24 protein-coding genes and 1 pseudogene are annotated in these 25462 nt (G+C 60.7%); 17 read left to right on the top strand and 8 right to left on the bottom strand.

Annotated elements, in window-relative coordinates; genetic code table 11:
* The 6 genes and pseudogenes from HCZ30_RS16095 to HCZ30_RS16120 all read left to right on the top strand — a co-directional run.
* Positions 1-220: pseudogene (locus HCZ30_RS16095) on the top strand (phosphate ABC transporter permease subunit PstC); the annotation flags it as partial.
* Complete coding sequence (gene pstA, locus HCZ30_RS16100) at positions 217-1554, top strand: phosphate ABC transporter permease PstA (RefSeq protein ID WP_167639337.1); 1338 nt, start codon at positions 217-219, stop codon at positions 1552-1554. The pseudogene HCZ30_RS16095 and the gene pstA, both read left to right, overlap by 4 nt.
* An 11-nt stretch (positions 1555-1565) precedes the next feature.
* On the top strand, positions 1566-2363 hold the full coding sequence (gene pstB / locus HCZ30_RS16105) for a phosphate ABC transporter ATP-binding protein PstB (protein WP_167639338.1): 798 nt from the start codon (positions 1566-1568) through the stop codon (positions 2361-2363).
* 12 nt (positions 2364-2375) lie between these two features.
* Positions 2376-3083 (top strand): phosphate signaling complex protein PhoU, encoded by a 708-nt coding sequence (gene phoU / locus HCZ30_RS16110; protein ID WP_167639339.1) that lies wholly within the window; start codon positions 2376-2378, stop codon positions 3081-3083.
* A gap of 11 nt (positions 3084-3094) precedes the next feature.
* Complete coding sequence (phoB, locus tag HCZ30_RS16115) at positions 3095-3781, top strand: phosphate regulon transcriptional regulator PhoB (RefSeq protein WP_167639340.1); 687 nt, start codon at positions 3095-3097, stop codon at positions 3779-3781.
* Between the two features lie 269 nt (positions 3782-4050).
* Complete coding sequence (locus HCZ30_RS16120) at positions 4051-4800, top strand: helix-turn-helix transcriptional regulator (RefSeq protein WP_348640409.1); 750 nt, start codon at positions 4051-4053, stop codon at positions 4798-4800.
* Between the two features lie 454 nt (positions 4801-5254).
* Here the strand turns inward: HCZ30_RS16120 and tsf are convergent, their stop codons facing one another.
* Together tsf and rpsB are read right to left on the bottom strand one after the other, a co-directional pair.
* The gene (gene tsf / locus HCZ30_RS16125) at positions 5255-6127 is read right to left on the bottom strand and encodes a translation elongation factor Ts (RefSeq protein ID WP_167639342.1); all 873 of its coding nucleotides are present in this window, start codon (positions 6125-6127) and stop codon (positions 5255-5257) included.
* A 73-nt stretch (positions 6128-6200) separates the two neighbouring features.
* Positions 6201-6962 carry a 30S ribosomal protein S2 gene (rpsB, locus tag HCZ30_RS16130; RefSeq protein WP_167639343.1) on the bottom strand — a complete coding sequence of 254 codons (762 nt, stop codon included), beginning with the start codon at positions 6960-6962 and terminating at the stop codon, positions 6201-6203.
* A gap of 221 nt (positions 6963-7183) precedes the next feature.
* On the opposite strand from rpsB, the gene HCZ30_RS16135 reads away from it, so the two are divergent.
* The 3 genes from HCZ30_RS16135 to HCZ30_RS16145 all read left to right on the top strand — a co-directional run bounded on the left by HCZ30_RS16135 (position 7184) and on the right by HCZ30_RS16145 (position 9828).
* Positions 7184-8077, top strand: a complete 894-nt coding sequence (locus HCZ30_RS16135; protein ID WP_167639344.1) for a PfkB family carbohydrate kinase — start codon at positions 7184-7186, stop codon at positions 8075-8077.
* Complete coding sequence (locus HCZ30_RS16140) at positions 8074-8997, top strand: pseudouridine-5'-phosphate glycosidase (RefSeq protein ID WP_167639345.1); 924 nt, start codon at positions 8074-8076, stop codon at positions 8995-8997. The genes HCZ30_RS16135 and HCZ30_RS16140 overlap by 4 nt, the downstream gene beginning before the upstream one ends.
* Positions 8998-9072: 75 nt before the next feature.
* On the top strand, positions 9073-9828 hold the full coding sequence (locus HCZ30_RS16145; protein WP_348640410.1) for a DUF502 domain-containing protein: 756 nt from the start codon (positions 9073-9075) through the stop codon (positions 9826-9828).
* On the opposite strand, the gene HCZ30_RS16150 is transcribed toward HCZ30_RS16145, so the two are convergent.
* Complete coding sequence (locus tag HCZ30_RS16150; protein ID WP_167639346.1) at positions 9825-10856, bottom strand: patatin-like phospholipase family protein; 1032 nt, start codon at positions 10854-10856, stop codon at positions 9825-9827. The genes HCZ30_RS16145 and HCZ30_RS16150 overlap by 4 nt on opposite strands.
* Before the next feature lie 37 nt (positions 10857-10893).
* Positions 10894-11667 carry a 3-hydroxybutyrate dehydrogenase gene (locus tag HCZ30_RS16155; RefSeq protein WP_167639347.1) on the bottom strand — a complete coding sequence of 258 codons (774 nt, stop codon included), beginning with the start codon at positions 11665-11667 and terminating at the stop codon, positions 10894-10896.
* Positions 11668-12012: 345 nt separating this feature from the next.
* Here HCZ30_RS16155 and HCZ30_RS16160 point away from each other — a divergent pair, with 345 nt between their 5' ends.
* The 3 genes from HCZ30_RS16160 to HCZ30_RS16170 all read left to right on the top strand — a co-directional run bounded on the left by HCZ30_RS16160 (position 12013) and on the right by HCZ30_RS16170 (position 14381).
* Positions 12013-13827: an extracellular solute-binding protein gene (locus tag HCZ30_RS16160; protein ID WP_432442773.1), complete on the top strand. Its 1815-nt coding sequence runs from the start codon at positions 12013-12015 to the stop codon at positions 13825-13827.
* Positions 13817-13933, top strand: a complete 117-nt coding sequence (locus HCZ30_RS16165) for an entericidin (protein WP_167639348.1) — start codon at positions 13817-13819, stop codon at positions 13931-13933. The genes HCZ30_RS16160 and HCZ30_RS16165 overlap by 11 nt, the downstream gene beginning before the upstream one ends.
* Positions 13934-14030: 97 nt before the next feature.
* Positions 14031-14381: a hypothetical protein gene (locus tag HCZ30_RS16170; RefSeq protein WP_167639349.1), complete on the top strand. Its 351-nt coding sequence runs from the start codon at positions 14031-14033 to the stop codon at positions 14379-14381.
* Between the two features lie 9 nt (positions 14382-14390).
* Here HCZ30_RS16170 and HCZ30_RS16175 read toward each other — a convergent pair whose 3' ends face one another.
* Positions 14391-15017: a helix-turn-helix domain-containing protein gene (locus HCZ30_RS16175; protein WP_167639350.1), complete on the bottom strand. Its 627-nt coding sequence runs from the start codon at positions 15015-15017 to the stop codon at positions 14391-14393.
* Positions 15018-15083: 66 nt separating this feature from the next.
* On the opposite strand from HCZ30_RS16175, the gene HCZ30_RS16180 reads away from it, so the two are divergent.
* From HCZ30_RS16180 to HCZ30_RS16190, 3 genes are read left to right on the top strand one after another with little or no spacing between them, the layout of a single operon-like run.
* Complete coding sequence (locus HCZ30_RS16180; RefSeq protein WP_167639351.1) at positions 15084-16610, top strand: class I adenylate-forming enzyme family protein; 1527 nt, start codon at positions 15084-15086, stop codon at positions 16608-16610.
* The gene (locus tag HCZ30_RS16185; RefSeq protein ID WP_167639352.1) at positions 16585-17235 is read left to right on the top strand and encodes a DsbA family oxidoreductase; all 651 of its coding nucleotides are present in this window, start codon (positions 16585-16587) and stop codon (positions 17233-17235) included. Before HCZ30_RS16180 ends, HCZ30_RS16185 begins: the two co-directional genes overlap by 26 nt.
* Positions 17235-18446, top strand: a complete 1212-nt coding sequence (locus HCZ30_RS16190) for an MFS transporter (RefSeq protein WP_167639353.1) — start codon at positions 17235-17237, stop codon at positions 18444-18446. Before HCZ30_RS16185 ends, HCZ30_RS16190 begins: the two co-directional genes overlap by 1 nt.
* Here HCZ30_RS16190 and mfd read toward each other — a convergent pair.
* Positions 18427-21888, bottom strand: a complete 3462-nt coding sequence (gene mfd / locus HCZ30_RS16195) for a transcription-repair coupling factor (protein WP_167639354.1) — start codon at positions 21886-21888, stop codon at positions 18427-18429. The genes HCZ30_RS16190 and mfd overlap by 20 nt on opposite strands.
* A gap of 37 nt (positions 21889-21925) precedes the next feature.
* The gene (locus tag HCZ30_RS16200; protein WP_167639355.1) at positions 21926-22450 is read right to left on the bottom strand and encodes a component of SufBCD complex; all 525 of its coding nucleotides are present in this window, start codon (positions 22448-22450) and stop codon (positions 21926-21928) included.
* 117 nt (positions 22451-22567) lie between these two features.
* On the opposite strand from HCZ30_RS16200, the gene hemB reads away from it, so the two are divergent.
* Positions 22568-23566 (top strand): porphobilinogen synthase, encoded by a 999-nt coding sequence (gene hemB / locus HCZ30_RS16205; protein ID WP_167639356.1) that lies wholly within the window; start codon positions 22568-22570, stop codon positions 23564-23566.
* Between the two features lie 79 nt (positions 23567-23645).
* The gene (locus HCZ30_RS16210; RefSeq protein ID WP_167639357.1) at positions 23646-24206 is read left to right on the top strand and encodes a YSC84-related protein; all 561 of its coding nucleotides are present in this window, start codon (positions 23646-23648) and stop codon (positions 24204-24206) included.
* Here the strand turns inward: HCZ30_RS16210 and HCZ30_RS16215 are convergent.
* Positions 24196-25428 carry a DUF2254 domain-containing protein gene (locus HCZ30_RS16215; RefSeq protein ID WP_167639358.1) on the bottom strand — a complete coding sequence of 411 codons (1233 nt, stop codon included), beginning with the start codon at positions 25426-25428 and terminating at the stop codon, positions 24196-24198. The two genes, HCZ30_RS16210 and HCZ30_RS16215, sit on opposite strands and share 11 nt — an antisense overlap.
* Positions 25429-25462 lie beyond the last annotated feature (34 nt).

Below are 25462 nucleotides of genomic sequence, written 5' to 3' on the forward strand. Positions count from 1 at the left end.
GCTTGGGGCAGGGGCCGCGGCCCGCCTTTCGCTCAACCCGTTCGAAGCGATGACCACCATCACCACGCGTATCGTCTCGCAGCTGACCGGCGACGCCGACTTCAGTTCGCCGACCGCTCTGGTGGCCTTCGCACTGGGCACCACGCTGTTCGTCGCCACACTCGGCCTGAACGTGCTCGCCCTCTACATCGTCCGCAAATACCGGGAGCAGTACGAATGACCGATACCTCCGCAAACGGCCAGAACAACGCTGCCCCGAAAAAGAACTCGCTCTTCGTGCAGGACGCGCGCCTCAAGCGCCGCAAGTCCGCCGAGAAGCGTTTCCAGTGGTACGGCATCGGTGCGATCAGCATCGGCTGTATTTTCCTTGTGGTGCTCCTGACCAATATCTTGATGAACGGCTCCTCGGCGTTCCGTCAGACGTTTATCGACTTGCCGATCACGCTGAACGCCGAAGAGATCGAAGCCGCCGAAGCCTCCATGCTGAAAACCGGCGCCTACAAGAACATCATCTACGCGGCGCTCGAAGAGCAGGTCGCGTCCAAGGGCGTCGAGACAGAGATGTCCGGCAAGGACCTCGGCAAGATCATGTCCGACTCCGCACCGGGCGAGCTGCGTGGCTTCGTTCTCGCCAATCCGGACGCCATCGGCACCACCGTCGATTTCAGCTTCTTCGCGTCCTCCCGCGTCGACGGATACTTCAAGGGCCGTGTCGAGCGCGCGGACCTCGTGAACGACAAGAACCTCGATGCAGCGCACCTCGATATCATCGACCAGTTGAAGGACGCCGGCATCGTCGGTCTGCACTTCAACGCCGAATTCATCTTTGGCGCCGACGCCTCCGACAACCGTCCGGAGCAGGCGGGCATGGGTCTGTCGATCCTCGGCTCGTTCTACATGATGATCGTCGTTCTGCTGCTGGCGCTGCCCATCGGTGTTGGCGCTGCAATCTACCTCGAAGAATTCGCACCGCAGAGCAAATTCACCGACGTCATCGAAGTGAACATCTCGAACCTCGCCGCCGTGCCGTCCATCGTGTTCGGTATCCTCGGCCTCGCGATCTTCATCCAGACGATGCACTTCACCAAATCGGCCCCGCTGGTGGGCGGCCTGGTGCTGACCCTGATGACGCTGCCGACCATCATCATTTCGACCCGTGCGGCGCTCAAAGCTGTGCCTCCGTCGATCCGCGAAGCCGCTCTGGGCCTCGGTGCGTCGCGTATGCAGGCTGTCTTCGACCACGTCCTGCCGCTCGCCATGCCGGGTATCCTCACGGGCACCATCATCGGTCTGGCACAGGCGCTGGGTGAAACCGCACCGCTACTGCTGATCGGTATGGTCGGCTTCCTCGCAACCAACACGCCGGAGAGCTTCATCGCCGGCTTCGACACGCCGAACTCGGCCATGCCCGCACAGATCTACCAGTGGGCATCGCGCGCCGATCCGGCATTCTATGAACGCGCATGGGGCGGGATCATAATCCTCCTCTTCTTCCTTCTGGCCATGAACATCATCGCGGTGATCCTGCGCCGCAAATTCGAACGTCGCTGGTAATGAGTTATGCTATGAACGATATGCGCTACATTGAACGAGCTACTGATATGAACGAGACCAAGATTACCGCCCGCGACGTCCACGTCTTCTACGGCGACTCCGAAGCGATCAAGGGTGTCGACGTCGATATCCAGGCCCGTGCGGTCACCGCATTCATCGGCCCGTCGGGCTGCGGCAAATCCACCTTCCTGCGGACCATCAACCGCATGAACGACACCATTCCGAGCTGCCGCGTGACCGGCGGCATCACGCTGGACGGCGAGGACATCTACGACAAGCGCGTCGACGTGGTGCAACTGCGCCAGAAGATCGGCATGGTGTTCCAGAAACCGAACCCGTTCCCGAAGTCGATCTACGACAACATCGCCTACGGCCCGCGCATCCACGGCCTGACGAAGAATAAGGCGGAAATGGATGAAATCATTGAGAAATCTTTGCGTCGCGCCGCGATCTGGGACGAGGTAAAGGATCGCCTTCAGGCGCCTGGAACCGGCCTTTCGGGTGGTCAGCAGCAGCGTCTGTGCATCGCCCGCGCCATCGCCACGTCGCCCGAAGTTCTGCTGATGGACGAGCCGTGCTCCGCGCTTGACCCGATCGCCACCGCGCAGGTCGAGGAACTGATCGACGAGCTGCGTCAGGAATACACCGTGGTCATCGTGACCCACTCGATGCAGCAGGCCGCCCGCGTGAGCCAGAAGACCGCGTTCTTCCACCTCGGCCATCTGGTCGAATACGGCGACACCTCGGACATCTTTACTAACCCGAAAGACCAGCGCACCGAGAGCTACATCTCGGGCAAAATCGGCTAACCGGAGGCACCCATGGCTCAACACATTTCTTCTGCCTTCGACCGCGACCTCGAAGCCGTTCAGGCGCAGATCATCAAGATGGGTGGCCTCGTCGAGGCCGCGATCCTCGACAGCGCCAAGGCGCTCGAAGAGCGTGACACCGAACTGGCCGAGAAAGTCCGCAAGGCTGACAAGGCCGTCGACGCTCTCGAAACTACCATCAACGAAGAATGCGCCCGCATCATCGCGCTCCGTGCACCGGTTTCGACCGATCTGCGCACCGTTCTGGCCGTGATGAAAATCAACGGCAATCTGGAGCGGGTAGGCGACTACGCCAAGAACTGCGCCAAACGCGTTCCCGTCATCGCCCAAGGCCAGCGTATCAGCGGCCCCGACGCCGCGCTCCGCCGCATGGCCCGCGAAGTGCAGGACATGCTTAAGGACATGCTCGACGCGCTGATCCAGCGCGATGCGGCCCTCGCTGCCGACGTGCGCCTGCGCGATCAGGACGTCGACCAGATGTACAACGCGCTGTTCCGCGAAGTGCTGACCTTCATGCTCGAAGATCCGCGCAACATCACGGCCTGCATGCACCTGCATTTCATCGCCAAAAACATCGAACGTATGGGCGATCTGGTCACTAATATGGCCGAGCAGGTCATCTACCTCGTCACCGGCGAACTGCCGGAAGATCCGCGTCCCAAAGGCGATAACACCTCGCTCATCGCCGAAGTGAAGTAACAGGTATCTCCATGTCCTCCGAACCCCACGTTCTCATCGTCGAAGACGAACCCGCACAGCGCGAAATGCTGGCCTACAACGTAGGCGCCGAAGGCTATCGGGTATCGACCGCAGCCAATGGCGAGGAAGCCATTCTGATGATCGCCGAGGACGAACCGGACGTGGTCATCCTCGACTGGATGATGCCGAACCTGTCGGGCATCGAGGTCTGCCGCCGCGTGAAATCGCGCCCCGAAACCCGCGAGATCTCGATCATCATGCTCTCGGCACGGTCTGAGGACGTCGACCGCGTGCGCGGGCTCGAAACCGGCGCAGACGACTACGTGGTCAAGCCGTACTCGGTCAACGAACTGCTGGCCCGCGTACGTAGCCAGCTGCGCCGCACGCGTCCCGCGCTCGCAGGTCAGACGCTGGTGTTCGAGGACATTCAGCTCGACGCCGAAACGCACCGCGTGACGCGGGCAGGGGAACAGCTGAAGCTCGGCCCGACCGAGTTCCGTCTGCTCTCGACCTTCATCGAAAAGCCTGGCCGTGTCTGGTCGCGCGAGCAACTTCTCGACCGCGTCTGGGGCCGCGACATCTACGTCGACACACGCACCGTCGATGTCCATGTCGGACGCCTACGCAAAGCGCTCACGGCATACGGCGGCGGTGATCCGGTCCGCACGGTCCGCGGCGCAGGATACGCACTCGGTTAATCAATCAGAAACGCCCGTGTGATCCGTCACGCGGGCGTTTTCATATCCCGCAAGGGCACATCCGACAGCTTCTCCATCGTGCAACGCGTAAATGGCATAATCAGTATTATGTTGCTTATTGTCGTCTAAATCGTTCTTGCCGGCTTCTGAACGCGTTACTGGATACAGCAAACCTACGACCTAGGCACCGCTAGCCTCATTCATACTTTTGTAAAGGTATGGAAAGTGATACTCCTACCTGGCGTAGAAACTCGAACAAAGACTCGCTTGTGTTAAATTTTATCGATCACCTCGAAGCCATTACCAACGCCCCATCCGTCGAAGAACTCTGGGAACTCCACTCGACACGCATGGCCCGCTACGGCTTCGACCGGATCATTCTAGGTTACACACGCTACCGCACAACGAGCTCCCTCGGCGATCCGCAAGATTGGGTCGTGCTCACCAACCAGACGACCGAATACATGCGCGCCTTCATCGACGAAGGCATGTACTTCAACGCGCCCATGGTCCGCTGGGCCTTGGAAAACGACGGCGCCTGTAGCTGGAGCTGGGTCGCGGAAAACCTCGACAGCATGTCCCAAGGCGAACTTCGCACCGTCGAATATAACCGCTCCATGGGCGTGACAGCCGGCTACACGATCAGCTTCCGCTCCGTGACCGCCCGCACCAAAGGCGCCGTCGCGCTCACCGCGAAAAAGAACATGACGCAGGATCAGGTCGACGGGATCTGGGAAAAGCATGGCCGCGACATCACGCTGGCCAACAGCGTGGCTTACCTCAAACTCCTGACGCTCCCGTATGCGCGCCATCGCCAGCTCACCAAACGCCAACGCGAAGTGCTCGAATTCGTCGGCGACGGCAAAACTACCGCCGACATTGCTTATCTGATGAATCTGACGCCAGCGACCATCGAGAAGCACCTTCGCCTTGCCCGTGAAGCGCTCGATGTGGACACAACCGCTCAGGCCGTCCTCAAGGCCGCGTTTTATAACCAGATGTTCATTATCGACGCGTAATCATTAGGAAATTCCCAAAGGTCAGGTTTCCACTACTTTCGTGACGCAACGTCAAATGGCAAGTAGTAACCGTTCCGTGAGTGGTGGTTCATTGAGCCAAAGGAACGCCCAGCAGGACTAACCCTTGCGATTACAAGGCTCTTGGTTTTGTGCCGTGTTTGCGGCGCGTTGGGACGGCTATGTTTGCTAGGTCGTTTCAGCATCAGGCTAGTTGTGTGCTAATCCATCCCGTGCGCACAATATAGTTCGCGGCACTGCGTTCTCCCGACGCAGTGCCGCTTTTTTATGTCCGGGCACTGCTGCCTTTGTGCCCCAAATATCCTGGGGTGAATTGGCCCTCGGCCAAGAGGGGCAAAGCCCCTCCTCCGCACCTTGCCCCGCAGCACACCGACCAAAGAAAAAGCCCGCCGGATCGCTCCGACGGGCCTTCAATCATTCCAAAAAGAACGAAGTCTTACTTGTTCATTGCTGCAACTTCAGCAGCAAAGTCCGACTCTTCTTTCTCGATGCCTTCACCGACTTCCACGCGGATGAAGCCGGTAACCTTGACGCCGGCTTCAGCAGCAGCGGCTTCAACGGTCAGGTCGGGGTTTACGACGAATGCCTGACCCATCAGGGTCGATTCAGCGATGAACTTCTTCATGCGGCCTTCGATCATCTTTTCGATGACGGCTTCCGGCTTGCCGGATTCGCGAGCGATTTCGATCTGGATCGACTTCTCTTTCTCGACAACAGCAGCGTCGAGCGAGGTTTCGTCGAGAGCAGCCGGGTTCACAGCAGCGATGTGCATCGCAACCTGCTTGCCGAATGCTTCGTTGTCGCCGTCCAGAGCGACGAGAACGCCGATCTTGCCCATGCCGTCAGCAGCAGCGTTGTGGATGTAGCTGACAACCTGACCGCCTTCGATCGAAGCCATGCGGCGTACGCCCATGTTTTCGCCGATGGTAGCGATCTTGTCGGTGATGGTGTCTGCAACCGACTTGCCGTCGATTTCGGCAGCGTTCAGCGCTTCGACGTCAGCAACGTTCAGAGCAGCGGCAGCGATCTTAGCGACCATGCCCTGGAATTCTGCGTTCTTCGCAACGAAGTCGGTTTCCGAGTTAACTTCGACAGCGACGCCTTTGTTGCCCGAAACGGCGACGGCGACGAGGCCCTCAGCAGCGGTACGGCCCGACTTCTTGGCGGCTTTTGCGAGGCCCTTGGTGCGCAGCCAGTCAACTGCGGCGTCCATGTTGCCATCGTTTTCGACGAGAGCTTTTTTCGCGTCCATCATGCCTGCGCCGGTCGACTCGCGCAGTTCTTTCACCATTGCTGCGGTGATAGCCATGTCACATCTCCTGAAAATAAGGGTCCGGACGCGCATAACCGCGTCCGGTATCATTTTTACGAAGGGTCAGTAATTACTGAGCGTCTTCGGCGAGAGCTTCTTCAGCCAGCTCTTCGTAGGCGCCCATGTCGACGCCGGCTTTCTGCAGCTGGGTGCTCATGCCGTCGAGAGCAGCGCGTGCAACGAGGTCGCAGTACAGCTGGATAGCGCGAGCAGCGTCGTCGTTGCCCGGGATGACATAGTCAACGCCTTCCGGCGAGCAGTTGGTGTCGACAACAGCGACGACCGGGATGCCGAGCTTCTTGGCTTCGAGGATCGCGAGGTCTTCTTTGTTGACGTCGAGAACGAACAGCATGTCCGGAACGCCGCCCATCTCGCGGATGCCGCCGAGCGACAGCTGGAGCTTGGTCTGTTCACGTTCTGCGTTCAGGCGCTCTTTCTTGGTCAGGCCTTCGAAGCCGTTTTCCGAAGCTTCGTCGTACGACTTCAGGCGAGCGATCGACTGCGAAACGGTCTGCCAGTTGGTCAGCGTGCCGCCGAGCCAGCGGTGGTTCATGTAGAACTGAGCCGACTTTTCAGCAGCTTCTGCGATCGGCTTCTGAGCCTGACGCTTGGTGCCGACGAACAGGATGCGACCGCCGCGAGCAACGGTTTCACGGATTGCGTTCAGAGCAGCGTCCAGCATCGGGACGGTCTGGGTGAGGTCCATGATGTGGATGCCGTTGCGCGAGCCGTAGATGTACTGCTGCATCTTCGGGTTCCAGCGCTGGGTCTGGTGGCCGAAGTGAACACCAGCTTCAAGCAGCTGGCGCATGGTGAACTCGGGAAGAGCCATGTCCTTTTCCTTTTCCGGTTTGGCCTCAGCGGAGGATCAGACTTTTCGTCAACCGGTGGACCGTATGGGATGTCTCCCCATAGGGCCCGCCTCCGCCTGCGGGTTTGAGTGCTGGGCCTTTACGCCAGAAATTGACAGCTGACAACAGTAAAAGAGAAGTTGCGTACGCTTAATCGCTTTCCGGCCTTGCGGCGGCGCTCCGGTCGGGTCATGACACGTCTATGAACACTTCGCCAGACATCCTTTGTATCGGGTCGGTCCTTTGGGACATCATCGGCCGTTCCTCTGTCGTCATGCGCGTCGGGTCCGACGTGCCGGGTCATATCACCCGCGTTCCGGGCGGTGTTGCGATGAATATCGCGATGACCCTGACGCGCTTTGGTATGACCCCTGCTCTGCTCTCTGCCATCGGACGTGATCCGGCGGGCGAAGAACTGACCGAGCAAGCCGCCGCGATGGGTATGATCGTCGATCACCTTTATCATTCAGACGACCTGCCGACCGACAACTATATGGCGGTAGAGGGTGCCAACGGTCTGATCGCGGCGATTGCCGATGCGCATTCGCTCGAACAGGCAGGTGACAAGATCCTGCGTCCGCTGTCGGATGGCTCACTGGGATCAGAGGATGCGCCGTACGAGGGCCTCGTGGCGCTGGACGGCAACCTGACGGTCGAACTCCTCCGCCAGATCGCGCATTCGCCGCTGTTCAGCAAATCCGACCTCCGCGTTGCGCCTGCAAGTCCGGGCAAGGCGGACCGCCTTCTGGCGCTGGTCGGGCATCCGTCGGCGACGCTCTATGTGAACCTCGAAGAAGCCAGCCTGCTGTGCCACACCGACTTCCCGTCCTCGGAAGCGGCGGCCAAGGGTCTCATCGCGCGCGGTTGCAAGCGCGTGCTGGTAACGGACGGCGGTAGCTCCGCCTCCGAAGCGACTGGCGAAGACGTCATTACACTCACACCGCCCAAGGTGCTGGTCACACGCGTGACCGGCGCGGGCGACACTTTCATGGCAGCGCATATCGCGTCCGAACGCGAAGGCATGAACCGCCACGACGCGCTCGAACGCGCGCTCTTTGCCGCTGCAACCTACGTTTCAGGAGAAATTCCCAAATGATCCCGATGGCATTTTCCGCCGAAGTCACCGAAGCGATGAAGAACGGCACGCCGCTCGTCGCTCTGGAAAGCACGATCATCACCCACGGTATGCCTTATCCGCAGAACGTCGAAACCGCGCGGCTCGTTGAAGCTGCCGTGCGTGATAATGGCGCTGTTCCGGCGACCATCGCCATTATCAAAGGCACGCTGCACGTCGGCCTCGATAGCGATCAGCTCGATGATCTGGGTCAGGCCAAGGACGTCAAGAAACTCAGCCGCGCCGACATCGCAGCCTGCCTCGCCACCGGCGGCACGGGCGCGACCACTGTTGCGGCGACGATGATCTGCGCCGAAGCCGCAGGCATCGACGTGTTTGCCACGGGCGGTATCGGCGGCGTGCATCGCGGCGCCGAAGACACCTTTGACATTTCCGCCGACCTTCAGGAACTGGCGCAGACGGCTGTCACCGTTGTGGCCGCTGGCGCGAAGGCGATCCTCGATCTGCCGAAGACGTTCGAAGTGCTCGAAACGCTCGGCGTTCCGGTGATCGGTCTGGGTCAGGACGAACTGCCTGCGTTCTGGTCGCGCTCGTCGGGCATCCCGACGCCGATCCGCCTCGATACCGCGGACGAGATCGCGGCCGCCCACCAGATGCGCGGCCTCCTTGGCCTGCCGGGTGGTCAGCTGGTCTGCAACCCGATCCCCGAGGACGCTGAAATCACCGCCGAAGAAATCCTGCCACACATCGAAGCCGCTCTGGCCGATGCGGACGCACAGGGTATCAAGGCCAAGGAGGTCACGCCGTTCCTCCTCCAGCGGATGTACGAGATCACCGAGGGCCGCAGCCTGACCGCGAATATCGCATTGGTGCTTAACAATGCACGTCTTGCCGCGAAAATCGCCGTTGCTTTGGACAAGCTGTCACGAAAGTCGGAATAACGGGCGATAAGAGATTGAGCGGGGGCGACCCCGCTCTTACATATCAATACAGAACCTTTTCCCGTCGGGCCGATAGTGAACGAATTTTCCCAGATTACGCCTCCGAAGCAGCGCACGAGCCTGTTCGGTGTCCTCCGCAATAACTTCCTTGCCGGACTTGTCGTTGTGGCCCCTATCGGCCTTACGATCTGGCTGATCTGGTCCGTCGCAGGTTGGGTCGACGGTTTCGTCTGGCCCTTCGTGCCGGGCGGCTATCATCCCGAAGCGCTGGTGAACCGCTGGTTCGGTGATCCGAACCCGACAAGCCCCGACCACATCCGCGTCAACGTGCGCGGTCTGGGCGTGGTTCTGTTCCTGATCTTCACCGTATTCGTCGGTTGGATGGCGAAGGGCCTGATCGGTCGCAGCTTCCTCAACTGGGGCGAGAACATGGTCTCGCGGATGCCGGTCATCCGTTCGATCTACAACGGCGCGAAGCAGTTGGCGGAGACGGTGTTCGCACAGACCGAGTCCAGCTTCGACCGCGCCTGCCTCATCGAATATCCGCGCAAGGGCGTCTGGGCGATCGGCTTTGTGTCCACGGACGCCAAAGGCGAGATGGCCGAGAAGGTCGTGACCGAGGAAAAGGTGCTGACCGTGTTCCTGCCGACCACGCCGAACCCGACCTCGGGCTTCCTGCTGTTCCTGCCGGAAAGCGAAGTCACGATCCTCGATATGACGGTCGAGGACGCGGCGAAGCTCGTGATCTCTGCGGGTCTCGTTTATCCGAACGGCAAGGACAAGAACGGCAAAGACGGCGTCGCCGTCACGCCGCTCAAGGACAAAGCCTAAGCGAACATCGCGCTCAGATCGACGCTGCCTTCGGTGCCGATCTGGTCTTTGTGCTCTCCCAAGAACCGCTCCATCGCGGCATAGCCCGCATTCCGCAGACGCGACAGAACGGTCGGCAGAGCGATCATTTTGGTCGCGATGCTGAGTTCGGTCATCAGCGCCGCATCCTCGACCAGATGCACCTTCACGTCCTTCATCTTGCCAGCGGGCATGTCGTCGTCCGCGATCAGGCGTTTGACGAAGCTGATGGCTCGGAGTTCGCGCAGCAAGGACGTGTTGAAGCTGATTTCGTTGATCCGGTTCTGGATCGACTGCGCGTCACGCGGCACTTCCTCGCGGTAAAGCGGGTTGATGTTCACGATCAGGATGTCGTCGGGCAGATGCTTGGGGAACAGCGGGAAGAGCGCGGGATTGCCCGTGAAGCCGCCATCCCAGAACGCCTCGCGCTCGCCCGTCTGGGGATCGTCGATCTCCACCGCTTCGAACAGGGTCGGCAGGCAGGCGGAGGCGAGGATCGCATCGGGGCTGATTTCGGTGTCGGTGAAAATGCGGATCTTGCCGGTGCGGACGTTCGTGGCGCAGACGTGTAGTTCGGGGCCTTCGTTCGACAGCAGCGCCTCCCAGTCAAGATCACCCAGCACGCGGCCCAGAGGGTTTTGCAGCACCGCGCCGTTGGAATAAGGCGACATCATCCGCATCGTCGTGTCCCACCAGATATAAGCGGGCGAGTAGTTCAGCGCGTGGGCGTAAAGCTCGCTGACCTCGGCGAAGGGCTCCATCCATTTGGCGAGCGCGGGATGGGTGATGGCGCCGACGCTGCTCCACACCCAGCGGAGTTGCTCCTTGGCCCCTTCCCGTCCGCCAGCGACGAGACCGGATTTCAGCGCCGCGCCGTTCAGCGCTCCGGCGGATGTGCCGGAGATAGCTGCGATTTCGATGTCGTCCTCTTCGAGAAGGCGGTCCAGCGCGCCCCACGTGAAAGCACCGTGCGCGCCGCCGCCCTGAAGGGCCAAGTTGATCCGTTTCATCATCTTTTCCCTTCAGTCTTTCTTGTCGGTTCGTGCGTTAAAGGGCGGTCCAGCCACCATCCACGCTGATCGTCGTACCCGTGATCTGCGCAGCGGCGTCGGAGCAGAGGAAGACCGCCGTGCCGCCGATCTGTTCGACGGTCGCGAATTGCTTGGACGGCTGACGTTCGAGGATGACCTTCTCGATCGCCTCTTCCTCGGTCATGTTATATTTCTTTGCCGTATCAGGGATTTGCGCGTCCACCAGCGGCGTGTGCACATATCCCGGACAGATGGCGTTACAGGTGATGTCCTCTTTCGCGGTTTCCAGCGCGGTGACTTTGGTAAAGCCTACAACGCCGTGCTTGGCGGCAACATATGCACCTTTGTAGGGCGAGGCCGTCAGACCGTGGGCGGAGGCGATGTTCACCACGCGGCCCCAACCCGCCTTGCGCATCATCGGCAGCGCAGCGGCGGTGGTGTGGAAGGCGGAGGACATGTTGATCGCGATGATGGCGTCCCATTTCACGGTCGGGAAATCCTCGATCGGAGAGACGTGCTGGATGCCCGCGTTGTTCACGAGGATATCGCAGGCACCCGCTTTTTCGATCAGCGCGCGGCAGTCTTCGCCCTTGGACATATCGGCAGCGATGTAGCGGACGACCACGCCGAATTCGGCTTCCATATCGGCGGCCAGCTTGTGGTCCTCGTCGCGGTCGGTGAAGGAGTTCAGCACCACATTCGCGCCAGCGCGCGCCAGTTCACGCGCCACGCCAAGCCCGATGCCCGAGTTGGAGCCGGTAATCACAGCAGTTTTACCAGACAGTGTCATTGGGGAAGCCTCCTCCGTAAAGCCATTCGTTAAACGGATAATGCTGCACCTGCAGAAAAATTCAATGGGACATGCCGCGAATATGAGGGGGATTCGCACTTGCGCCCCTGCCGATTCCGAGGCAATAGAGCCGCCTGCCCGAAGCAGCGAATAGCCATAAAAAAAACGCCGGCACGAAGCCGGCGTTAAGTCATTGAGGCAGGTTTCATACAGGCAAGAAACCTATCGAGCAGTGCACTCTTTATAGGCAATTACCCGCGAACTTCCAAGCATTAAGTTTGAACTGGGCCAAAACCCCCGATACGCTCAATCAAAGGCATATGAGCAGAGGGGAGAGTTCATCGAATGAACGTCCAGCTAAATAAGAAATTCAGATATGGCATTGCCGTTGCTGCACTATTCGCTGCGGCGGGTATGGCAAATGCCGAAGCGAAACACGCGATTGCAATGTACGGCGACCCCGCGCTGGAAGAGGGCTTCGTCTCTCTGCCCTACGCGAACCCCGACGCGCCCAAGGGCGGGTCGATGGCCACCGCAGAGGTCGGATCCTTCACCTCGCTGAACCCGTTCGTGGATACCGGACGCTCGCCGTGGCAGCTGCCCTACCTGATGGGCGAAAGCCTGATGGGCCGCTCGCTGGACGAGCCGTTCTCGCTCTACGGTCTGCTGGCTGAAAGCATCGAAACGGGTCCGAACCGCGAATGGGTCGAGTTCACGCTGAACCCCGCCGCCGCATTCTCGGACGGCTCGCCTGTGACCGTTGAGGACGTCATCTGGTCGTTCGAAACGCTCGGCACCATGGGTCACGGCCGCTATCGCGGATTCTGGGCCAAGGTCGAAAAGATCGAACAGACCGGCGACCGTTCGGTACGTCTGACGTTCAACACCGAAGACCGTGAACTGGCTCTGCTGGCGGGTCTGCGTCCGATCCTGCAGAAATCGCAGTTCGAAGGCGTGGATTTCGTCGAAGAAGCGCCGGACATGATCCCCGTGACCTCGTCGCCCTACGTCATCACCGACTACGAACTGGGCCGTTTCATCGAGTTCACCCGCAACCCCGACTACTGGGGCGCGGATGTGCCGTTCCGCAAGGGCACAAACAACTTCGACACGCTGCGCATCGATTTCTTCGGTGACGAAGCGCCCGCGTTCGAAGCCTTCAAGACCGGCGAAGTGAACTTCACCCGCGAATTCAACGAAGCGCGCTGGATCAGCCAGTACGACTTCCCGCGTGCGCAGGACGGCTCGGTCAAAAAGGACGAACTGCAACACCAGCGTCCGTCGGGCATGACCGGTTTTGTGATGAACACGCGCTCCGCGCCGTTCGACGACTGGCACGTCCGCGATGCGATGATCGACATCTTCAACTTCGAGTTCATCAACGAGACCATGACCGGCGGCACCCAGCCGCGCATCACGTCGTACTATTCGAACTCGCCGCTGGGCATGAGCAACGGCCCCGCTGAAGGCCGCGTTCTGGAATTCCTCGAACCCTACGCCGGCGACCTGCTGCCGGGCGCGATCGAAGGCTACGAGCTGCCTGTTTCCGACGGATCGGAGCGGAACCGTGCTGGCACGGGCGCTGCCCTCGCAGCGCTTGAGGAAGCCGGTTACACCATTCAGGACGGCGTGATGAAGAACGAAGCGGGCGAGCCGCTGGAATTCGAAATTCTCCTCCAGACCGGTGCATCGGAGTTCCAGTCGATTGCAGATATGTTCATCCAATCACTCGACCGCTTGGGCATTAAGGCCACCGTCGATGCCGTCGATAGTGCCCAATACAAAGAGCGTACCGACAACTTCGACTTCGACATGACCTACTATCGCCGCGGGCTCAGCCTGTCGCCGGGGAACGAGCAGTTCGGCTATTACGGCTCCGAATACGCCGACACCGTGGGCAGCCGGAACCTGATGGGCGTGAAGTCCGAGGCCGTCGACGCGATGATCAACCAGATGCTGACCTCGGAAAGCCAGAGCGATTTCGTTGCGGCTGTCAAAGCGATGGACCGCGCGCTGACTGCCGGACGGTATGTGATCCCCACCTATCAGTGGAACATCAGCCGGATTGCATATGACGCGAACCTCCATTACCCCGAGGACATTCCGATTTTCGGCGACTGGCCGGGATGGCAACCTGATGTGTGGTGGTATGAAGACTAAGATCCTCCTCGTCCTCGCGCTCACGGCGCTGTCTGCCTGCAACACCGTAGCCGGTGTGGGCGAAGACATCTCCGAAACTGCGCGAAGCGTTCAGACCTGGTTTTGAGAATACGCAAAGAAGGGCCGGTTCATCCGGCCCTTTTTCGTTTCAGGAACCAAAGCCTCTGCCCTCGCGTTTTTCCTGCAACCAAGGAGATACCGCTATGAAATGGCAGCAAGTAACCGAGCACTGGAACGCATTCGTGCCGAGCATCCTCACCCGCTGGCCCGAACTGGACAGCGACACCGTGGATGCGATCGAAGGTGACCGCACCGCCCTGCTCAAGGAAATCGTCCACACCTATCAGGTTCCCGCCCGCGAGGCAGAGGACCAACTGGCGGAGTGGATGGAAGGCGCGACGCCCGCCGATGTGATCATGGATCCCGAAATGGACAACGAACGCATTCTGGCCGCAGCCGACAACATCCCCGAAGGCGAAGACGCCTATGACGACGACCGCCGTTTCGGTGATGACGGCTACGAGGCCAATCCGATCGGTCGCACCGACGCCTAAGACGTTCGCTTAATAGAGCGAAGTTACCCAGAGGATGTTGGCATCCTCCTGACTGGTCGAGATGACGTTGTGGCCCATGGTGGCGTCATAATACGCGCTATCGCCGCGGCGCATCTCGACCGGCTCGTAGAATTCGGTGAACAGCTTGATGGTGCCCGTCAGCACGTAGAGGAATTCCTCCCCGTCGTGACGCACCCAGCCTTCGAATTCATCCATGCTCCGTGCGCGCACCCGCGCCCGGTACGGAAGCATGTTTTTCTTTGTCAGTTGGTCAGCGAGCAGTTCGTGCTCGTAGGTGGTCGTGATGTGCGACTGGCCTTCGCTGTTGCGGGTCAGCGCCATGCGGCCATTCACCTGACTGCGGCTCGGAGTTGTGAAAAGCTGGGGCACTGAAATGCTCAGACCGACCGCCAATTTCTTGAGCGCCTCGTAGGTCGGAGACATCTGGCCGTTCTCGATCTTCGAAAGCGTAGAGCGGGCAAGTCCGGCGTGCTGCGCGGCTTGCTCTAGCGTCCAGTCACGTTCCTTGCGCAGCTCGCGCACACGGGCGCCCAGATCGAGCGGCGGCGCGGTTTCCTGCGCACCACTGTCACGGGCAATCTGAATGAGGCTGCGCTTTTCTGAGTTTTCCGACATGGACGCTCTTATATTCGAGTATTATCTTTACTTACAACGCCCAACGGTAAATTCTGGAATTCAGATATGTTGAGCATCACCGAACCGCGGGCAGTCGATCCCTGCCCTAAAAGCTTCAATATGGCGGCACATGTGCTGTCAAATGCTTCTTTACAGCCGGACCACGTCGCACTCGAAGTGCTCGGTCAGGAATGGTGGAGTTATGCCGAGCTTGAACAGGCGGTTCTGGGGCTCGGAACGGGGCTGAAGGCGCTCGGTATCAAGCCCGGTGAGCGGATGATGATGCGGCTGGGAAACACGCCGTGGTTCCCCATCGTCTACCTTGCCGCCATCGCGGTTGGCGTAGTGCCGATCCCGACATCGACGCAACTTACGGTCGAGGAAATTACCAAGATGTGCGAGAGCGTGAAGCCTGCGCTTATCGTCGGCGAACAGGGCATCACCCTGCCCGAATGCCGCGTTCCGGTGATCGCGCTCGACCAGCTGAAATCCTTCCGTGATTTCCCGCCAGCGAACTACGTTTTCGGCAAGCCCGACCGTCCCGCCTACATCATCTTCACCTCGGGCAGCACCGGAAAGCCCCGCGCCGTCGTCCACGCGCACCGCGCGATCTGGGCGCGGCAAATGATGTGGGGCGGCTGGTACGAACTGAAGTCGACCGACCGCCTGATGCACGCGGGCTCGTTCAACTGGACCTATACGCTGGGCGCGGGCCTCATGGACCCGTGGAGCATCGGGGCCACCGCGCTGATCCCGCCCGACGGAACGCCGACCACCAAACTGCCCGAACTGATTGCTAAATCCCGCGCCACGATCTTTGCCGCGACGCCCGGTGTGTTCCGCCAGATGATGCGGACGGACCTGCCGCCGATGCCCAAGCTGCGCCACGCGATCTCTGCTGGTGAAAGTATGCCCTACGCGATGAAGCGGCAATGGAACGCGGCGGCGGGCACCATGGTCTTTGAAGCCTACGGTATGTCCGAGTGCTCCACCTTTATCTCTGGCAGCCCCATGCGCCCCGCGCCGCCCCATGCCATTGGCTACCCGCAACCGGGCCGCCGGATCGCGATCCTCGGTGACGATGGCCCCGTGCCTGTGGGGGAAACAGGCCACCTCGGCATTCACAACTCCGACCCCGGCCTGTTTATCGAATATGACGGCCAACCCGAGGAAACCGCCTCCAAATTCCAAGGTGAGTGGTTCCTGACCGGCGATATGTGCCACATGGATGACACTGGCGCGATCTACTACGACGGCCGCACCGACGACATGATGAACGCGGGCGGCTACCGCGTCTCGCCCATCGAGGTGGAGGACGCCATGGCCAGCGCGGAAGGCATCCGCGAATGTGCAGCAGCGGAGGTCAGGGTCAAGATAGATGCAACGGTAATTGCCCTGTTTTACGTTGCAGACACCGATCTTTCCGAAGATATGTTGAGCAATCACGCAGCAGAAAAGCTCGCCCGCTATAAGAGCCCGCGTCTTTTCGTCCGTGTGGACGCGCTGCCACGAAATGCCAACAACAAGATCCTCCGCCGCGAGCTGCGCGGGGACTGGGAAAGACAACATGGTCAAACTGGACATCATCGCTGACCCCGCCTGCCCTTGGTGCTACGTCGGCAAAGGCTACCTCGACCGCGCGCTGGAAAAAGCCGGCGACCACCCCTTCGAAATCGAATACCACCCGTTCCAACTGCGCCCCGACATGCCCAAAGGCGGCATGGATCGCGGCGAGCTGATGGAGCAGGTCTTCGGCTCCAAGAAGCGCGCTGCCGAAGCGCACGTTGTACTGGAAGAGCACGCGAAGAACGCTGGTGTGACGTTTAATTTCGAGAAGATCACCCGCTCGCCCAATACCTTCGACGCGCAGCGCCTGATCTACTGGGCGGGCCTCGAACAGCGCCAAGCCTTTGTCGTCAGCGCCATCATGAAAGCCTACTGGGCCGAGGGCCGCGACATTGGTGACCACGAGGTCCTGATCGACATCGCCAAGGGCTGCGAGATGGACCCCGAGATGGTCCGCCGCCTATTGGAGAGCGACGCCGACATCGACAGTATCGCCAAGCGCGAGGCGCATTCGCGTCACATGGGCATCACCTCGGTTCCGACGTTCGTTGTCGGCAACCGCCACGCGGTGCCAGGTGCACAGCCGACCGAGCTGTGGCTCGACGTGATGAAGGATATCGCATCGCAGGACCGCGAAGAAAGCGCCGAGTGATGATCGCTACATCGACAGGCCGCCCCATCGGTCGCCGCGAATTCGTCGGCCTGATGGCGATGGTTTCGGCGCTGACCGCGTTTTCTATCGACGCGATGCTGCCCGGCCTTGGCAAGATCGCGGCAGAGCTGTCGCCCGACGCGCCGAACCTTGCGCAGCTTGTGGTGACCTCGTTCGTACTGGGCCTCGGGCTGGGCACGTTCTTTGTCGGGCCGCTGTCGGACACCTACGGGCGCAAGGTCGTGATCATCACGGGCTGCGTTCTGTACGTTGTGACCGCGTTCATCGCCTTCCTCGCGCCGTCGATGACCACCATGCTGATTTCGCGCTTCGTCATGGGTGTGGCCGCCGCCGCGCCGCGGATCGTCAGCATCGCGCTGATCCGTGACAAGCACAGCGGGCCGGAAATGGCGCGGATCAGCTCGCTCGTGATGATGATTTTCGGGATCATTCCGGCCTTTGCACCGATGGCGGGCGCCGCGCTGATGGACGCCTTCGGATGGCGCTCGATCTTTGCGTTCTTCGGCCTGTTCGGGGCGTTCGTGATGTTCTGGATGCTCTTCCGCCAGCCCGAAACGCTGCTGGAATCCAACCGCCGCACAATGAAGGTGTCGGAGCTGAAATGGGCGGTGAAAGAGGTGCTGAAAGCCCCCGCCGCGCGTCAGGTGATCTATGTACTGACGCTGGTCTACGCGATCCTGATGGCGACGCTGTCGTCCACCCAGCAAATCTATGCGGAGGCGTTTGGCGCCGCCGAAACCTTCGAGTATTTCTTTGGCGCGGCGGCGGCGATTGCGGCCTGCGCGTCCTTCATGAACTCGCGCCTCGTGATGCGGTTCGGCATGAAGCGGATCATCCAGATCGCGCTCTGCGTCATGGCCAGCTTGGCTGCAATCGTGACGGTAGTCGAACTGAGCAGCGCGCCACAAGTCATTCGCCTTGCGATGTTTTTCGTCTTTAGCGCCGCTGTTTTCGCGACCATCGGCCTGACGCTGGGCAACCTCAACGCACTGGCGCTGGAGCCGCTGGGTCACGTCGCTGGCATGGGCACCTCGGTGGTGATGTCGCTGTCGACCTCGCTCTCGCTGCTGCTGGCGATCCCTGTCGGTCAGTTCTTCAACGGCACACCGATCCCGCTGACGGTCGGCGTTTTCATCTTCGCCGTCGCAGCGTTCGGATTAAGCTTCGGCCTTAAGCGCCGGACTTTGTAGCTTTTTTCTTCTTGGCCGCGACCTTCTCTGCAAGGTCGCGGGCGATGGCGAAGGCGCCTTTGATCTTGTCCGCTTCCTTCGGCCAGTCGCGTTGCAGGACGATCTTGTTGTCCTTGATCTTGGCCTGACCTTTTTGGTCGCCGATGAACTCCACCAGACCTTCTGGCGATGCGAACTTGTCGTTGTGGAACCGCACGGTCGCGCCTTTCGGACCGCCGTCGAGGTGGCTGATGCCAGCGCGTTTGCACATCGCCTTGATGCGCACGATCAGCAGCAGCGTGTTCACTTCCTTCGGCAGCTTGCCGAAACGGTCGATCAATTCGGCGGCGAAACCTTCCAGCTCCACCTTGGTCGACAGGTTCGACAGACGGCGATAAAGGCCGAGGCGAACGTCGAGGTCTGGCACGTAATCCTCTGGAATCAGGACAGAAACGCCAAGGTTGATCTGCGGCGCCCACTGGCCGTCATCATCATTGAGCGCACCGCCGCCCTTCTTGATACGGTCGATCTCTTCTCCGAGCATGTTCTGGTAGAGCTCGTAGCCGACCTCATTGACGTGGCCCGATTGCTCTTCACCCAACAGGTTGCCCGCCCCGCGAATATCGAGGTCCTGCGAGGCCAGCGTGAAGCCAGCGCCGAGCGTGTCGAGGCTGCCCAGCACGCGAAGACGTTTTTCGGCCTGCGGGGTCAGTTTGCCGCGCGGTTTCGTCGTCAAGTACGCATAAGCGCGGGTCTTGGAACGGCCCACGCGGCCGCGGATCTGGTAGAGCTGCGCAAGGCCGAACATATCGGCGCGGTGCACGACCATCGTGTTCGCGGTCGGAATATCGAGGCCGCTCTCCACAATCGTGGTTGCCAGCAGTACATCGTATTTGCCGTCGTAGAAGGCGTTCATCCGGTCGTCGAGCTCGCCCGCCGCCATCTGGCCGTTCGCCACGACATAGGTGATCTCGGGGACGTTCTTTTTCAGCCAGTCTTCCATCTCTGGCAGGTCGCTCACGCGCGGCACGACGAGGAACGACTGACCGCCGCGATAGTGTTCGCGCAGCAGCGCCTCGCGGATGGTGACGGTGTCGAATTCGGAAACGTAGGTGCGGATCGACAGGCGGTCGATGGGCGGCGTGCCGATGATCGACAGATCGCGCACACCGGTGAGCGACAGTTGCAACGTACGCGGGATCGGCGTCGCGGTCAGCGTCAGGACGTGCACGTCGGAGCGAAGCTGCTTCAGGCGCTCTTTGTGCTGGACGCCGAAGTGCTGCTCTTCGTCGATGATAAGCAGGCCGAGGTTCTTGAAATTGACGCCCTTGGCGAGCAGCGCGTGGGTGCCGATGACGATGTCCATCTGACCGTTCGCCATGCCCTCGCGGGTTTTCGACGCCTCGCTGGCGGAGACGAAACGCGACAGCGGCGCCACGTTGATCGGGAAGCCGCGGAAGCGTTCCTTGAAGTTCTTGTAGTGCTGGCGGGCGAGCAGCGTGGTCGGCGCGATGACGGCAACCTGAACGCCGGACATGGCGGCGACGAAGGCCGCGCGGATCGCGACTTCGGTCTTACCAAAGCCCACATCGCCGCAGATGAGGCGGTCCATTGGGCGGCCACTGTCGAGGTCGTCGAGCACGTCGGAAATCGCCTGAAGCTGATCGTCGGTTTCCGCATAGGGGAAGCGCGCGAGGAACTGGTCCCACATGCCGTCGGGCGGCGTGAGAACGGGCGCTTTGCGCAACTCGCGCTCTGCAGCGACACGAATGAGACGCTCCGCCATCTGGCGGATGCGTTCCTTCATGCGGGCCTTTTTCGCCTGCCATGCACCGCCGCCGAGCTTGTCCAGCAGACCGCTTTCGTGGCCGTATTTCGACAGCAGTTCGATGTTCTCTACCGGCAGGTAAAGCTTTGATCCCTCTGCATATTCGAGCGAGATACATTCGTGCGCTGCACCGGCTGCCGTGATGACCTCAAGCCCCAGATACCGACCGACGCCGTGGTCGACGTGGACCACCAGATCGCCGGGGGTGAGGCTCTGCGTTTCGGTGAGGAAGTTCTCGGCCTTGCGCTTTTTCTTGGTCTGGCGAATGAGGCGGTCACCGAGCACGTCCTGTTCGGAAATGACGGTGATGCCTTTGGCTTCGAAGCCCTGTTCCAGCGCCCACACGGCAAGGTGCAGTCCGCGTTTGCCCACGCGGGAGAAATCGCTGACGGGGATGACCTCGCCCGCACCTTCGTCTTCCAGAAGGCCCGTCAGACGTTCGCGCGCACCGTCCGAATAGGACGCGATGACCACGGGGCCGTCTTCGAGCTTGTTCTTGATGTGCGAGACGAGGCTGCCGAAGAGGCTGATGCTCTCCTGCTGGCGTTCGGGGGCAAAATCGCGGCCGATCTTGCCGCCTGCGTCGATCACATTGAGGCCCGTGGGCTGTTTGAGCGGGCTGAATTGCAGCACGCGGCGATCGTCGACGGCCACCTCCCACGCGTTGTCATCGAGGTACATCAGGGACGGCGGCGCAGGTTTGTACACGCTGTCCATCCGGCCCTTTTGCTTGAGCGCGTGCATCCGCGTCTCGTAGGTGTCCTCGACCATCGTCCAGCGGGTGATGCGGGTCGGCGTGACCTGATCGTCCAGCGTGATCGTGGCCTTGGGCACGTAATCGAAGAGCGTCTCCAGCTCGGCATGGAAGAAGCCGAGCCAGTGTTCCTGACCCGCATGTTTGCGGCCCGCGCTGATCGCTTCGTAAAGCGGATCGTCAGTGCCCGCCGCGCCGAATTCAATGCGGTAGTTCTGACGGAAACGGGTGATCGCGGGCTCGTCGAGGATGACCTCGGACACGGGCGCGAGCTCGACCACGTCGAGCTTTTCCGTGGTGCGCTGCGTGGCGGGATCAAAACGGCGGGCGCTATCCAGAACATCGCCGAACAGGTCGAGGCGGACGGGGCCGCTCTGTCCCGGTGGGAAGATGTCGATGATGCCGCCGCGCACGGCGTAATCGCCCGGCTCCATCACCGTCGGCGCTTGGGTAAATCCCATGCGCGTCAGATAGTTACGCAGCCCTTCTTCATCGATACGGCTGTCCACGCGGGCCGTGAACGCGGCCTCTTTGAGGATGCTGCGGGCGGGCACCTTCTGTGTGGCGGCGTTGACGGTGGTCAGCAGCACGTATTTGGAGGGCATCCCGTGGGTCAGCGCGGCCAGCGTCGCCATACGGGTCGCGGAAATATCGGCGTTCGGCGAGGTCCGGTCATACGGCAGACAGTCCCACGCAGGGAACACGATGACGGGCATTTTGGGCGCGTAAAAATTCAGCGCGGCCTGCATCTCTGCCAGACGTTTGTCGTCGCGCGCGACGTGCAGAACGGGCTGGCCTGTCTTGGCCAACTCCTCGAGGATGAGCTTTGCGTCAAACCCCTCGGGGGCGCCGGAGACGGTGATGTGCGCGTTCTGAACCATGCAACTGACCTACGCTGCGGACGGCCAGAGTCAATCCTTAGAACGCATGAAGAACAGCGAGGTTGTAAAACATCCCGTAAGTCGCCGTGATGAAGATCGAAAACATGCCGATCGCCTGCACCATCAGACGGTGGCGACGCAGGCGGCGGAAGATCGTGTCACTGCCCACGCCTTCGGCTTCGATCTTGAGAGCGGTGCGGACATTGAGCGCACCCAGCCCGAACAGCGGAACCATCAGCAGCAGAAGCGCCTGCGCGAATTCCTTTTGGTAGAAAACGGCGAAGGTGATGAGCATCGCGAGGATGAAGCACATAAAGCCGATCAGGAAGACCGCCGATTGGCGCACGATGCTCAGCGTGCGGCGAACGTAAACGATCACAACTGCCTGCATGTCAGTGAAGGCATCGCCGTGTTCCCGCTCTGCCCGCTGGATCAGGTCATACGGCACACCAACAACCCAATAGGACGACGTCGACCAGAGGATGGCGACAACCATCCAGTACCACGCATTCGAAAAGGACCGAAAGTCGATGACGTCGAATACGTTCTGTATCAAATCCACGGGTATGGGCCTCGGTTGGTCTTCTGCGCGGACGTTAACTTCCGCTCTTGTGATTGCCCAGACTTGGCAACAACAATTTTACGTGGCACCCAAGGGGTGTGACATGAAAGGCCCGTTATGAAACCCACCGTCGCCCCCTATCCCACCGCCCGTTTCCGCCGCCTCCGCAAATCCGCAGGCATCCGCGCTATGGTCCGTGAAAACACGCTCACCACCGATGATTTCATCTGGCCGGTGTTCCTGATCGAGGGAAAGGACGACGAAACTGCGATCCCGTCCATGCCGGGTGTGACCCGCAAGACAATCGACCGCGTGGTGAATTCGGCGCGCGAGGCGTTCTCGCTCGGCATTCCGGCGATGTGCCTGTTTCCCTACACCTCGATGGAGCACCGGACCGAGGATTGCGCGATGGCGTGGTCTCGCGACAATCTGACCAATCAGGCGATCCGCGCGATCAAGGACGCGGTGCCCGAGATGGTCATCATGACGGACATCGCTCTCGATCCCTACAACATCAACGGCCACGACGGTTACGTCGAAAACGGCGAGATCCTGAACGATGAAACCGTGGATGCGCTGGTGAAAATGGCGCTCGCGCAGGCCGAGGCCGGTGCCGATCTGCTCGGGCCGTCGGACATGATGGACGGGCGTATCGGGGCCATGCGGTCGGCGCTGGAAAGCGAAGGATATCAGAACGTTGGCATCCTTTCTTATACCGCGAAATACGCCTCGGGCTTCTACGGTCCGTTCCGCGATGCGGTCGGTGCCTCGAGCGCGCTGAAGGGTGACAAGAAGACCTATCAGATGGACGCGGGCAATTCGGACGAGGCTCTTCGTCTGGTCGAACGCGACCTGATGGAAGGCGCCGACATGGTTATGATCAAACCGGGGATGCCGTACCTCGATATCTGCCGCCGCGTGAAGGATACATTTGGTGTGCCGACTTTCGCCTATCAGGTGTCGGGCGAATACGCGATGATCCAGGCTGCGGTGGCGAACGGCTGGCTCGACGGTGAAAAAGTCATGCTGGAGAGCCTCTTAGCGTTCAAACGTGCGGGCTGTGACGGCATCCTGACGTATTTCGCGCCCGAAGCGGCACGTATCCTCAACGGATGACATAACACGGTTTGCGGCGTATAGTGCCGCTACATGACAGAGCGGCAGACAAGCCGCCCCTTATTGACGAGGCACAAGTATGACCAACCTGACACGACGCGGATTTGCGGCCGGCGCCATGATGGCAGCCGGAACCCTTGCTGCTTGCGGCAACCCCATCGGCGGAAGCGGCGCTGCGACCATCGACGCGCGCGTCGCCGCAACGCTCAACCACATGTACACCGCCTATCCGGGCACCCGCCAGCTGGCGAGCCAGTCCTCGGGTATGCTGGTCATGCCGCTAATTTCCGAAGCGGGCATTGGACTTGGCGGCTCTTACGGACGCGGCGCGCTTGTAATTGGCGAGACCACCGTGGACTACTATTCGGCAGCGGGCGCGAGCGCGGGCATCCAGTTCGGCGCGCAGCAGTTCAGCGCGGTTCTGTTCTTCATGACCCCCGAAGCGCTGAGCGCTTTCCGTCAGTCGAGCGGCTGGACCGCCGGTGCCGACGTGGCCTACGCGCTCAACGACCGCGGCGAGATGCTGAGCGCCTCGACGCTGACCTCGACCTCTCCGGTCATCGCGGTGGTATTTGCGCAGGCGGGCTTCCGCGTGGGCGCGACGCTCGAAGGCGTCAAGTACACGCGCATCATCCCGTAAGGCACTGTGGTTTCACAAGTTTTGCCTTGTCGACCTTAGTCGGCAGGGCCTCCTGAGCGCGGTCAAAAGCGTCCTGCGCAACCTCCCGCGCGGCCTTTGCTATCTCAAGATCAGGGTGGCGCGACAGGATATCGAGGCGTTTGAGCAGCACCTCCTGCACCTCCAGAGAGGTGATCGCATAGCGCGAAATCAGATCGAACGGACGGCGGATGATATCGCCCGTGTTCAGCGGCGGCATCCAGAGGTTCGAATAGGTCGTCTCGCCCAAGTCCTCATGCGTTTCAGCAAGCTCGGCCATCCGGTCGATCATGTCGATCGCCGTTCCGCCGTCGTTCACACCGGGCGAAAGCGCTTTTTCTCCAATCTCTGCAAGCATGAGCAGGCCGAAGTTCGGATCCTGTTCGATGTCGCGATGATGGCCGATGTCGATGTTCTGCTCCACCGCCTCGGTCATCCTCTCGGTGTGACCGGTGGTAAAGGCAATCGGATCGCCCTTGGTGATGTGCTCGCCCACGTCGACGATGATGTAGATCGCGCCACCGCAGTCCTCTGCCGCGCTATCAAGCGCGCTGGCCATCATCCGCACGACGTAGCCGGAGCGCGAGGCGAACACGGGCTTGGCACCCATCGGGATGATCGCACGGTCTAGCAGCGCGTGCCCGCCAAGGCACGGGTGCGCCATCCTCAGTTGCAACGCGTCGCGGGTCTGTTCGTGGATGCGGTCGGCGGTCTGCTCCAAGCTGCCAAAGGTTTGGAGGTGCAGCACCCACATCAGCATCTGGTAAACGATCCACGCAATCACGCCGAGCGTCGTAACGAAGAGCGCGACGACCTCTTTATCGCCGAAATACGGGGTATCCAGCAGGATCAGCGAGAGGAGCGCGTAGATGTAAGCCCCTAGAAACGTTGCAATAACCGTCTGCGTCCGGCTGTCGCGGAGGTGCATCCGGTGGGCGCGCGGTGTCCACTGGCTGGATGCGTTGCGGTGGATCGTCACCATCACGGACAGCGAGAACGTGGTGACCGTCAGCATAGAGTTCGCGATGATGTTCAGCAGCGAAACCACTGAATCCGCGCCGATTTTCTCGGCCACGCCAGCAGGCACATAAACGCCCGAGTATTTCGCCGCGAAGACCGACAGCACCGAAAGTGCCGCGATCGAAACAACGCGGACCCCGAGCTTTCGTGCCCAGAGCCTCAGGCGGTAAAGGAATGCCCGCATCAATCCCTCGCTAAAGTCTTAATGGCCTTTGGGC

The sequence above is a fragment of the Marivivens donghaensis genome (assembly GCF_011806565.1).
GTDB lineage: Bacteria > Pseudomonadota > Alphaproteobacteria > Rhodobacterales > Rhodobacteraceae > Marivivens > Marivivens donghaensis_A.

Coding starts and splice junctions, on each gene's coding strand:
- pstA (WP_167639337.1), top strand. CDS start 217: ATGACCGATACCTCCGCAAACGGCCAGAACAACGCTGCCCCGAAAAAG.
- pstB (WP_167639338.1), top strand. CDS start 1,566: ATGAACGATATGCGCTACATTGAACGAGCTACTGATATGAACGAGACC.
- phoU (WP_167639339.1), top strand. CDS start 2,376: ATGGCTCAACACATTTCTTCTGCCTTCGACCGCGACCTCGAAGCCGTT.
- phoB (WP_167639340.1), top strand. CDS start 3,095: ATGTCCTCCGAACCCCACGTTCTCATCGTCGAAGACGAACCCGCACAG.
- tsf (WP_167639342.1), bottom strand. CDS start 6,127: ATGGCTATCACCGCAGCAATGGTGAAAGAACTGCGCGAGTCGACCGGC.
- rpsB (WP_167639343.1), bottom strand. CDS start 6,962: ATGGCTCTTCCCGAGTTCACCATGCGCCAGCTGCTTGAAGCTGGTGTT.
- HCZ30_RS16135 (WP_167639344.1), top strand. CDS start 7,184: ATGAACACTTCGCCAGACATCCTTTGTATCGGGTCGGTCCTTTGGGAC.
- HCZ30_RS16140 (WP_167639345.1), top strand. CDS start 8,074: ATGATCCCGATGGCATTTTCCGCCGAAGTCACCGAAGCGATGAAGAAC.
- HCZ30_RS16150 (WP_167639346.1), bottom strand. CDS start 10,856: ATGAAACGGATCAACTTGGCCCTTCAGGGCGGCGGCGCGCACGGTGCT.
- HCZ30_RS16155 (WP_167639347.1), bottom strand. CDS start 11,667: ATGACACTGTCTGGTAAAACTGCTGTGATTACCGGCTCCAACTCGGGC.
- HCZ30_RS16160 (WP_432442773.1), top strand. CDS start 12,013: ATGAACGTCCAGCTAAATAAGAAATTCAGATATGGCATTGCCGTTGCT.
- HCZ30_RS16165 (WP_167639348.1), top strand. CDS start 13,817: ATGAAGACTAAGATCCTCCTCGTCCTCGCGCTCACGGCGCTGTCTGCC.
- HCZ30_RS16170 (WP_167639349.1), top strand. CDS start 14,031: ATGAAATGGCAGCAAGTAACCGAGCACTGGAACGCATTCGTGCCGAGC.
- HCZ30_RS16175 (WP_167639350.1), bottom strand. CDS start 15,017: ATGTCGGAAAACTCAGAAAAGCGCAGCCTCATTCAGATTGCCCGTGAC.
- HCZ30_RS16180 (WP_167639351.1), top strand. CDS start 15,084: ATGTTGAGCATCACCGAACCGCGGGCAGTCGATCCCTGCCCTAAAAGC.
- HCZ30_RS16185 (WP_167639352.1), top strand. CDS start 16,585: ATGGTCAAACTGGACATCATCGCTGACCCCGCCTGCCCTTGGTGCTAC.
- HCZ30_RS16190 (WP_167639353.1), top strand. CDS start 17,235: ATGATCGCTACATCGACAGGCCGCCCCATCGGTCGCCGCGAATTCGTC.
- mfd (WP_167639354.1), bottom strand. CDS start 21,888: ATGGTTCAGAACGCGCACATCACCGTCTCCGGCGCCCCCGAGGGGTTT.
- hemB (WP_167639356.1), top strand. CDS start 22,568: ATGAAACCCACCGTCGCCCCCTATCCCACCGCCCGTTTCCGCCGCCTC.
- HCZ30_RS16210 (WP_167639357.1), top strand. CDS start 23,646: ATGACCAACCTGACACGACGCGGATTTGCGGCCGGCGCCATGATGGCA.
- HCZ30_RS16215 (WP_167639358.1), bottom strand. CDS start 25,428: ATGCGGGCATTCCTTTACCGCCTGAGGCTCTGGGCACGAAAGCTCGGG.